The sequence below is a fragment of the Hansschlegelia beijingensis genome (assembly GCF_045505405.1).
Classification (GTDB): Bacteria; Pseudomonadota; Alphaproteobacteria; order Rhizobiales; family Methylopilaceae; genus Methylopila; species Methylopila beijingensis_A.
In genome coordinates this window covers 1-3,580 of record NZ_JBJKEX010000318.1, presented here as the reverse complement: position 1 = coordinate 3,580, position 3,580 = coordinate 1, and the positions used below count along the sequence as shown (strand labels likewise).

General features: G+C 70.1%; 8 protein-coding genes and 1 pseudogene. 6 read left to right on the top strand and 3 right to left on the bottom strand.

Features of this window, described 5'->3' with window-relative positions; translation table 11 throughout:
• The 4 genes from ACIKT0_RS15145 to ACIKT0_RS15130 form a co-directional block, all read left to right on the top strand.
• Positions 1-485: FAD-dependent oxidoreductase (locus ACIKT0_RS15145; protein ID WP_407106148.1), on the top strand; the 485-nt coding region annotated here is incomplete at its 5' end.
• Positions 454-651: a sulfur carrier protein ThiS gene (thiS, locus tag ACIKT0_RS15140; RefSeq protein WP_407106147.1), complete on the top strand. Its 198-nt coding sequence runs from the start codon at positions 454-456 to the stop codon at positions 649-651. The genes ACIKT0_RS15145 and thiS, both read left to right, overlap by 32 nt.
• Before the next feature lies 1 nt (position 652).
• Entirely contained in the window at positions 653-1,045 is a 393-nt protein-coding gene (locus ACIKT0_RS15135; protein ID WP_407106146.1) for an inositol monophosphatase family protein, read from the top strand.
• Positions 1,042-1,287: a DUF4170 domain-containing protein gene (locus ACIKT0_RS15130; RefSeq protein WP_183396511.1), complete on the top strand. Its 246-nt coding sequence runs from the start codon at positions 1,042-1,044 to the stop codon at positions 1,285-1,287. Before ACIKT0_RS15135 ends, ACIKT0_RS15130 begins: the two co-directional genes overlap by 4 nt.
• A gap of 30 nt (positions 1,288-1,317) precedes the next feature.
• On the opposite strand, the gene ACIKT0_RS15125 is transcribed toward ACIKT0_RS15130, so the two are convergent.
• From ACIKT0_RS15125 to ACIKT0_RS15115, 3 genes are read right to left on the bottom strand one after another with little or no spacing between them, the layout of a single operon-like run.
• On the bottom strand, positions 1,318-1,530 hold the full coding sequence (locus tag ACIKT0_RS15125) for a DUF2093 domain-containing protein (protein WP_407106144.1): 213 nt from the start codon (positions 1,528-1,530) through the stop codon (positions 1,318-1,320).
• 59 nt (positions 1,531-1,589) lie between these two features.
• On the bottom strand, positions 1,590-2,258 hold the full coding sequence (locus tag ACIKT0_RS15120) for a protein phosphatase CheZ (protein ID WP_407106142.1): 669 nt from the start codon (positions 2,256-2,258) through the stop codon (positions 1,590-1,592).
• The gene (locus tag ACIKT0_RS15115; RefSeq protein ID WP_183396508.1) at positions 2,255-2,638 is read right to left on the bottom strand and encodes a response regulator; all 384 of its coding nucleotides are present in this window, start codon (positions 2,636-2,638) and stop codon (positions 2,255-2,257) included. Before ACIKT0_RS15115 ends, ACIKT0_RS15120 begins: the two co-directional genes overlap by 4 nt.
• A 210-nt stretch (positions 2,639-2,848) precedes the next feature.
• Between ACIKT0_RS15115 and ACIKT0_RS15110 the strand changes: the two genes are divergently transcribed.
• Positions 2,849-3,331 (top strand): MaoC family dehydratase, encoded by a 483-nt coding sequence (locus ACIKT0_RS15110; RefSeq protein WP_183396507.1) that lies wholly within the window; start codon positions 2,849-2,851, stop codon positions 3,329-3,331.
• Positions 3,332-3,445: 114 nt separating this feature from the next.
• Positions 3,446-3,580, top strand: a pseudogene (locus ACIKT0_RS15105) (bifunctional riboflavin kinase/FAD synthetase); the annotation flags it as partial.

Below are 3,580 nucleotides of genomic sequence, written 5' to 3'. Positions count from 1 at the left end.
TGCTCGACTGCCGCGGCTTCGCGGCCCGCGGCGAGACCCCGGACCTGCGCGGCGTGCGCGGCGAGATGCTGCTGTTGCGCACCCCGGAGATCACGCTCAGCCGCCCGGTGCGGCTGCTGCACCCCCGCATCCCGCTTTATATCGTGCCGCGCGCCGACGGGCTGTTCATGGTGGGCGCGACGATGATCGAGAGCGCCGCGCGCGGCCGCGTCACCGCCCGCTCGGCGGTCGAGCTGATCAACGGCGCCTATGCGCTGCATCCGGCGTTTGGCGAGGCCGAGATCGTGGAGACCCGCGCCGACGTCCGCCCCGCCTTCCCGGACAACCTGCCCCGCGTCACGCGGCGGGGTCGCGTGTTTTCCATCAACGGCCTCTACCGCCACGGCTTCCTGCTGTCGCCCGCGATGGCCCGGCAGGCCGCCGAGGCCGTGATGACGCAATCGGAGACCCACGATGAAGCTGATCGTGAACGGCTCACCGCTTGAGGTGGAGGCCGAGACCCTCGCGGGCGCGCTCGCGGCGCTCGATTACGGCGACGCCGTCGTGGCGACGGCCGTGAACGGCGCCTTCGTGCCTGCGGCGAGCCGGGCCGCACGGCCGCTGTCCGAGGGCGACCGCATCGAGATCGTCGCGCCGCGGCAAGGAGGCTGACATGGATTTCTATGGCGTTGCGCTGCGCTCGCGGCTCGAAGGCGCCCGGGTCGGCGGCCCGAAGTCGCTGCTCGGCCCGCTCGAATCCTACGGGGTCAGCCGCGGCCCCTGGCTCTACGCGCTCGCCAACCGGCTGGTGAAGGTCGCCTCCGGCGGGCTCGACGCCGCGATCGCGCGGCCCAACGCCCATGACTGGGACATAGCCGCCGCGCATCTGATCCTTGAGGAGGCCGGCGCCCGCCTGACCAATTTCGACGGCGCGATCCCGGCTTATAACCGTGCGACGACCCGCCATGCCGGCCTGGTCGCCGCCCCGCCGGCGCGCCACCGCGCCCTTCTCGCCGCGCTCCACGCGGAGCGCGAGACGCTTGCAGCCCTGGAGCCCTATCGATGAGCGACGTCTTCCCGCAGCAGCCGCTGTATCTGGTGTTCGGCGGCGAACTGGAGGACGTCTCCGGCGTCTCGTTCCGCGACGTTCAGGGGCTCGATCTCGTCGGCATCTTCTCCGACTATGACAGCGCCCGGGCGGCCTGGCGCGCCAAGGCGCAGGCCACCGTCGACGACGCGCATATGCGCTATTTCGTCGTCCATCTGCACAAATTGCTGGAGCCCGAAGCGGCGCTCGCGGCCGGCTGACGGCCGCTCAGCTAGCTCGGCGAGGCCGCCTCAGGCCTTGCCGAGGGCGCGGGACAGGGCTTCCTGCGGGCCCGCATAGGCCTCCTGGCGCTCGACGCTCCAGTAGCGCAGCTCCTCGAGCGGGATGGCCACGCCCGTGACCGCGCAGCGCACGAAGGCGCCCGGCCGCATCACGCGGAAATCAGCGTCCAGATAGCGGACTTCGGCCTCGTCCGAAGAGGACGGCCGCTCGTAGCGGTTCATGGCGTTCAGGGCTCCTCGTCCGCGCCCATATAGGCGCGGCGAGGCGTCCGCGCAAACCGTCAGCGCCGCGCCGGCTTCTCCGAAAACAGCGCGTCGACGTCGGACTGCTCGATCGCGACGCCGCGGTCCTGCGGCCCGTTCAGCAGCAGCTCGCGCGCCCGCCGCTCGCGCGCGTTCTCGGCCTCGGGGGCGCCCGGCGCGGTCGTCTTCACGGCGGCCGCGAAGCGTCCGATCCGCTTCTCGATCTGCTCCAGCGTCTCGACCACGCGGGCGATGCGCTGCCCGGTCAGGTCCTGGAACGAGCAGGCCTCGAAGATCGTCATGACCTTGTCGTTGACGATCTTCTTGAACGCCGCCTCGTCCTCGCCGGTCGCGGCCAGCATCGCCTCGGCGGCCTCCATGATGGCGTTGGTCGCCTCCTCGGTCGCCGCGACGATCGCGCCGAGATGCTCGCCCGCCTTAGGAAGCCGGTCGTTCTGCAGCTCGCCGGCGCGCAGATGCGCGATCTCGCTGCGCAGATTGGTGATGTACTCCGCGATCTCGCGCAGCTCGCGATAGATCGTCCGGTCGATCGCCGCGAAGAAGGTCTGCATCGAATCGGCGGTGATCTCCGCCAGCGCCACCACGTCGCCGAAGGAGGCCTCGCCCTCGCTCTTGCCGGAGACGTACTCCCGCACGCGGTCGAAGGGCTGCTTCAGAATGTTCTCGCCGCCCGGACCGCGGCTCATTCGCCGAACACCGCTTGGATCTTGGACTTCAGCGTGTCCGCGTTGAACGGCTTGACGATGTAGTTGTTCACCCCGGCCTTCTTGGCGAGGATGACGTTCTCGGTCTTGGCTTCCGCCGTGACCATGATGAACGGCGTGCGGTTGAGCTTGTCGTCCGCGCGAACCTCGCGCAGCAGCTCGATGCCGGTCATCGGCTCCATGTTCCAGTCGGAGATCACCAGCCCGTAGCGCTTGTCGCGCATCTTGCTGAGAGCCTGGGTGCCGTCGGAGGCCTCGTCCACGTCCTCGAAGCCGATCTGCTTCAGGAGGTTGCGGATGATCCGCAGCATCGTGCTGTAGTCATCGACGATGAGGACCGGCATCGAGTGGTCGAGCGCCATCCTGGAGACTCCATCTACTCGTCGGGAGAGCCGCCTCGGCCCGACGCTGAACTCGTGTGTCGGCGGCGTCCTGCCGCTCGCCGGGGACGATGCGGCGCCTCCGGTTGAAATTCCGTTTCGCCTTCGCTTCCGCGCGTCCGACAAAAGGCGCGTTGCGCCGCAACAGGCCCCGCCGCAGAGTGCGGCCTCTTTTGGGGACCGGCCGCCGGCATGAACGCAGCCCTTCAGTCGCTGGACGACGAGCACCAGACGCGCCCGCAAATCGCGTTCGAGGATCTGGAGGTCGGCCAGACCGCCGAGATCCGGCACGAGGTGTCCGAAGAGGGGGTGCGCAACTTCGCGGCGCTGACCGGCGACACCAACCCGATCCACCTGTCCGAGGCCTATGCGGCCAACACCCGCTTCGGCGGGCGCATCGCGCACGGGCTCTACACGGCGAGCCTGATCTCCGCGGTGCTGGGCACCCGCCTGCCGGGGCCCGGCGCGGTCTATCTCTCGCAGACCATCAAGTTCCGCGCGCCGGTCCGGATCGGCGACGTCGTGACCGCGCAGGTCGAGATCACCTCGCTCGATCCGGCGCGCCAGCGCGCGACCTTCTTCTGCACCTGCTCGGTCGGCGACAAGGTCGTGCTCGACGGCGAGGCCCAGGTCATGGTGCCGACGCGCGACGAGATCGACGCCGAGCTCGCCTGAGCCCTGCGACCGCGGGGATCCCGCAGTCTTGACGATGCGGCCGCTGCGGGGCCATCTCGCGCCCGCGAAGACGGCCGGCTCCTTCGGCCGTTCCGCCTCGCGCCGGATTGAGCCTTGCTGATCGACCCGCCAGAGCTTCCCGCGTCGCTGCGCGACGGCCATGTCGTGGTCGGCAATTTCGACGGCGTCCATCGCGGGCACGCGGCGGTGATCCGCGAGGCCGCGGCGCCCGCGCATGCGGCCGGGCGG